The following is a 5617-nucleotide window of genomic DNA, read 5'->3' on the forward strand; positions in this document are numbered from 1 at the left end:
AATATAACCCCTTTTAAACCGTTTCTCAGCTCGAAAAGCTGTTGCCAGCTATTCATGCTTACATGCTCATGAACATAGCCGAAATTGGTACAAATAATCGCTTCAGGATACTTCTTCCTCATACGTTCGAGATATTCAGTCATCGCCATTGTTTTTCCTCCACCCTGACGACCACAATACAAGGTCAGACCGTATTCTCTAAATTCTTTTCCGTTCTTGATACGATGATACAAATCATAAGACAAAGCGCCTATAAAGCTAAAAATCTTCAAATATGCAGGCTTTTCCGAAAGCACCTCAAATTGCTTTCCTCGAATACCTTTTTTTCTCATAAACAATAACCAATGCTAAACAGATAAAACGGGCGCCCGCAAATGCGGGCTTTCCGTTTTATCCTGCCTACCCTTTCTTATTTTTTTAATTAATAAACGGTATTCGATGTATAAGCCAATTTATACATTTCGTACCGAAAAGCGAAACATAAAAAGTAGATATCAACCCTATACAGATAAAAATATCTCTAAAAGGCACAAATGGCGATGCCTCATATAAAATATTAGATACCGCGTTTAACGCTGATACAAAATTATTGACGAACTCAAATGACGGAAATAAGCCTATCAACCACTCTAAAATTTTAAAACAAACACTTAAAATCCCTTGAACCATTTTAATCCTCCGCCACTTTATGGAACTTTCTAGCAAAGAATAAAGCCATCAAAACATAAGCTAAGGCTCTAAACACCATCTTAATTGGCGAAGCCAATTTTGTTGCTGTTGCTCCGTTTAATATCACATAGTTAGAACCCAAAATATTTACACTCATATCACTTATTGTGTCCTTATCATTAAAATCATACCTTAAAGGAACCATCACAGGGAATTTTCTCCTGAAAGTGTCATTTAAACTGCTCAAGCGTCCTCTTAGCCATGTTTCATCAATAGAGAATGTCCACGTTATGGCCCCTGTAATAGCGTCAGCAATCACTTTTGAGAGAGTTTGAAGAAATTCCCATATCTTACTTAAAATCCCTATAATTCCCCCAGGAATAGCAAGAATAGCTTGTAATATTTTAGCAAGCCAATCCCAAAGCGCTTTTAGTCCATCTAAAATTGCTCCTGGTATGCTCAAAATAGCGTTTAACAATTTTTTTAGAAAATCTAATATCTTATCAAGCCAGCCTGTTCCTGCTCCCACAAGCGTTCCTGTTGCCGTCTGCGCCCCTGTTAATGATCCTGTCGCTGTTCCTGCTCTAACCCTTGCAAGTTCATCTGTCTGCGCCCCTGTAAGAGCATAATCTGATAACGTGCCAATTTGTGGCAACGTTGCCCCTATAGCAGCTGCCTGACTATTAAATGTCACAGTTGTTGACGCTTCAGGAAACGCAACATTTATATACTGTTCTGCAGTTTTTACTGTCATAGCTGTCTGCATCATATTCGCTGTACTTATTTCCTCTCTAACACTCCCTATCCCTAATTCGGGGATTGAAACATCTGTAATCGTCACAGGCTTATCAGAAGCCAACGCTGTCGCAAACTCCGTTACATGTTCCTTTCCAGAAACAAAATCCGCAACCTCTTGCGCTGTAATCGTCAAAATCAATTTAGTCAAATTTCCATTTGCGTCTCTGACCTCTTTTTGTGTTCCCAAATTTATAAGGTCAAAATAAGCAACTTTTGCCGTCGTCGGCTCAAATGACGTAATAACCGTGATAGAACTTAAAACATACTGATTTGCTCCAGTGTACGAGCTATTCAAACTTTTCCAAGATGATGGAGGAGCCGTACTCAGAAATATATTTGATTTACCGTAAATATTATTAACCACATTATCCGAATAAGGGAAATCATGGTCTAGATATTCAAGATACATCGAAGCATCTAATCTGTCTTTAGTATTTAATAAACCTGTTTTAACAACCGTACCACCTGAATAATCAGTAGTTGGATAGTATTTTGTCATGGTTGTTCCTGTTTTGCTATATGCTTTCAAAACAGCATTTTTAAATGTATTATCGATCTTTACAGAAGTTCCATTTACAAAACTAGATAAAGCATATCCTGCCAATCTCAATTCATCAGCCACCGCATTTCCAAAGGCTGCTATATCGTCCCAATTCGTGACCACAAGACCTAAAAGCAAAACGGCAGCAAGTCCGATTATAAGAATAGGCAAAGAAGCCGCGCTGGCTCCTGCCCCTGCTAAATAAGTCAAACCGCCACCCAAAGTCAGCGCTTCAGCTTTTACAGTTCTAGGTCTAGAAGTCGTAAAAATCAAAACTACAATACAAAAACAAACTGCTATTTTTTTAATAATTTTTTTCATTTTGCTCCTTATCAAAAAAAGCACCCTTTCGAGTGCTTTTGATTAAAAGAATTTCTTGAGCGTTGATACTGCAAAGCGAACAGCAAGGCTCGCTCCTAACACAGCGGCACCAACTGGCAAGATAGACGGAACTGCCTGCAAAACTGCGTCCTTAACAGGTGCTAAAAGGTCAGCTGTAATCATAGAAAAATCCTCCAAAATTGTTTTTTTTAGGTATAGTTTAACGTCTTTACCCATAGACAAGTTTTTAGAATACAAATTGTTTTAGTAAATGGTTTATAAAGAAAAATAAAAGGAGACCAGGAATGACAATCACTCCGTAAAAAGTAATGACATTTGCCTGCATATGGTACAAATCGTAATCTTTTTCAACTTTGGTAACTATCTTTGCTATTTTTTCATCAGTCTCGGTTTGCTTGCCGTTTTCTTCTGTCAGCTTAGATAGATTTTTCAATTCTTCTAGAATTTCATCAGAATCTTGTTTCTTCTCTTGATTTTCATCTTGCTTTTTCTTTTCAAGTTGCTCTTGTTCCTGTTTATCTTTATCAATGCGCTCATTAAATTTCTTTAATTCGTCATAGACTTTATTTGTTGCTTTTGTCTGTTCATTCAATTTCTCAAGTAAACTTTTATTGTAAGACTCAAATACACTTGAGAAATTTGAATTTTCTTCAGGTTTCATTATGCTGCCACATCAACCGCTTCAACATTTTCAAAACGGTCAAAGGCAACTTTTTTAGTGGCAATATTGACGGTCATAAACATTTCAGCCTTAGCTGGTAGCGGTTTTTGAGCAAGCAAGGCAAATTGTGCTTGTGTCAAACTGTATTTTACAGGCAATAAGCCTACCACGTTTTCAGGCTCATCATTCACGAGGGGCAAGACCCAAACGGAAACACCAGACACCTGACGGTTTGTTTTCTCGTCTGTAAAATCATAGGGACGAGCACCCAAAATTAGAACATCATTTTTCATTGTTTTCCTCTTTTCTTTTTTGTTGTTCACTTATATATTCGTAAATACATTTCAAAAAAAAGAAAAAAATCCAATTTTTTTTGGATTAATTTTAGCCATTATATATTTATTTCACGTTTCATTGACAGTAAGAAACCAGGGACTAAACTTTTAAAATCGTCTGTCGGTCGGTCTAATGCCCCACCAACACGATTTCAAGTTTAATCTGTCCCTGCTTACTGTCCAATGAACTTTCGCGACATAAAACGATTAACTAATTTTATTTTTCAATCTATTACATCTTTTTCTTTTTTTTGCTATACTAGTATCGCTCTCGGTTACCGATTGCGTTCCTATGGTTCGTGAAAGGAGGTGAGCTTATTGCATTACATTTTTGACGTCTTACTTGCTATTATGGCGGAAGTAGCTGCACACTACATCTGCAAGTGGTTAGATAGCAAGGACAAAGACCGAAGCTAGCCCAAGATACCCGTTAATCTGAAAAGAACGTAAAAAAAGCCCTAGAGGACTGCCATCCTCTGGGGCTTTGGTGTGCTATTGCATTACATTTTATAACTCAATTATACCACATTATTCTGTTTTGTTTTACTTTAAATAATAATTTTTACGTTCCCAATTCCATATTGCTACAATTTCACGACCTGAAGAAGTGCCGTCCTTATCCTCTCCAGTTTGAACAAGGTTACCATCTTCTAAATCATCAAAGTCCAGGTCTTTTTTGATTTCCTTAAACAGCTTACCAAAGCCAATTTGTCTTTTTCGGTGCAATCCTGTCAGCATATCATCTACAATTTGTAGTTTCTCCTGATCCGTGAAATCCGTTTTCTTGTCCGTTACATCAAACGGCTTGACCGGATATTTAGCCGTCTCTAAAATCGCACCTTTTAGCCCTTTGCCTTTATCAGCTTTTACTGCTCTAATATCAACCATTGGAGTATAGTCTAGCTTCATAGCTTTCTGCCAAAGTTCTGTCCACTCCTCCTGGTTTAAATAGTCAGCTTTTGACCTAAAATAGCTTGGCTTAACCATTAGTAAAACGTGCAGATGAGGATGATAGCTGTCTAATTCTTTGGAATAAGTAACCTCTGTCGCTCTTAAAAAACCAATCAGATTTTTATCAACCTTTTTATACTTCATCAGTCTATTGAACCCTCTTAAAATATCCGTCATAGACTGATTAAGTTCTTGACCTGTCACATTTTTGACAGTCAAAGTCAAGAATAGAAAGCGCCCTTTCGGTTGCCTAATCATAGCTTCTTCAACAATTTTACTTGCTTGATATGAGTACTTCATCGACCTTCTCCAGTTGCACAGAGCACACAGCTTATTTTTGCAGAAATAAGACTGATATAGTTTCTTCGTTCCGTCAGACTGCTCAACAAATTTTAGAACTTCAGCACATTGATATACTCGCTCAAATGAACGATAACCCAAAATATCTAACTGTCCTGCCAGTTCAATATTTTTTAATTTGCGTTCTCTCCATTTTCTATCTTTTCCAGTCTTTGATATATCCTGAAATACTTGATTTTTGACTTCTGTCATGTTATAATTTACCTGTAATTACAAAGAAATATAGAAAAAAGTCCTTGCAATTTTCCTAGCTTTTTATGATTTTGATTGAACACCTAAATTATATCAAAAGCTTTCACAAAAAACAAGGCTTTTTTTGTGCCTTAAAACCCAGTAAAATCAAGGGTTTTGACCTATTTTGATACTCTTTTTTCAAAATCTCATTATTTCTATATGTATCAAGATAAGAAGAAACCCCCCTCCGGGGGCTTTCTCAAGGGGCTTTCAGCCCCTTTTTTTAGCCCTTATTTACCGCTTCAGCCATCTTTTGAATTTTGGCATAAGTGTCATATTTTTCTCTAAGTTCTTTCGATTGGACGAAACTTCTTCGCCACAATCGACGTAGCTTCATTTTTGCTTCAGGGCGTTCACAAACTGCGTTGTAATCTTCCGCATCGAAAGCCCTAGTAAAAGTCCACCGTCCGGCAATCGTTCGACACTCGACAACCTCAAATGTCTGCTCTCTTAACTGCTTCACTACACGTGTAAAGACCTGACTTGTACCGACAATTTTAATACGCTGTTTCCGTTGCTGAGTAATCTCTGCCAGCAAGCCTTCAGGGAATTTTTGCCAAGCGCTTGAGTTATATTCATTTTGTATCTCATCGATGGCAAATATAACCCCTTTTAAACCGTTTCTCAGCTCGAAAAGCTGTTGCCAGCTATTCATGCTTACATGCTCATGAACATAGCCGAAATTGGTACAAATAATCGCTTCAGGATACTTCTTCCTCATACGTT

6 protein-coding genes and 1 pseudogene are annotated in these 5617 nt (G+C 37.3%); all 7 read right to left on the minus strand.

Going from position 1 to position 5617, the window contains the following annotated elements; translation table 11 throughout:
* Nucleotides 1-332, minus strand: a pseudogene (locus LG372_RS09590) (hypothetical protein); the annotation flags it as partial.
* 338 nt (nt 333-670) lie between these two features.
* Nucleotides 671-2329 (minus strand): hypothetical protein, encoded by a 1659-nt coding sequence (locus LG372_RS09595; protein WP_225742703.1) that lies wholly within the window; start codon nt 2327-2329, stop codon nt 671-673.
* A gap of 42 nt (nt 2330-2371) precedes the next feature.
* On the minus strand, nt 2372-2512 hold the full coding sequence (locus LG372_RS09600) for a hypothetical protein (RefSeq protein WP_004248381.1): 141 nt from the start codon (nt 2510-2512) through the stop codon (nt 2372-2374).
* Between the two features lie 64 nt (nt 2513-2576).
* Nucleotides 2577-3011 carry a hypothetical protein gene (locus LG372_RS09605; RefSeq protein WP_050144800.1) on the minus strand — a complete coding sequence of 145 codons (435 nt, stop codon included), beginning with the start codon at nt 3009-3011 and terminating at the stop codon, nt 2577-2579.
* Complete coding sequence (locus LG372_RS09610) at nt 3011-3304, minus strand: hypothetical protein (RefSeq protein ID WP_050144797.1); 294 nt, start codon at nt 3302-3304, stop codon at nt 3011-3013. Before LG372_RS09610 ends, LG372_RS09605 begins: the two co-directional genes overlap by 1 nt.
* A 585-nt stretch (nt 3305-3889) precedes the next feature.
* Entirely contained in the window at nt 3890-4849 is a 960-nt protein-coding gene (locus LG372_RS09615) for a protein rep (protein ID WP_225742704.1), read from the minus strand.
* A 265-nt stretch (nt 4850-5114) separates the two neighbouring features.
* Nucleotides 5115-5617, minus strand: a 503-nt coding sequence (locus LG372_RS09620) for a zonular occludens toxin domain-containing protein (RefSeq protein WP_225742705.1), incomplete at its 5' end; no start/stop codon positions are given.

The sequence above is a fragment of the Streptococcus sp. Marseille-Q5112 genome, from assembly GCF_916700555.1.
Classification (GTDB): Bacteria; Bacillota; Bacilli; order Lactobacillales; family Streptococcaceae; genus Streptococcus; species Streptococcus symci.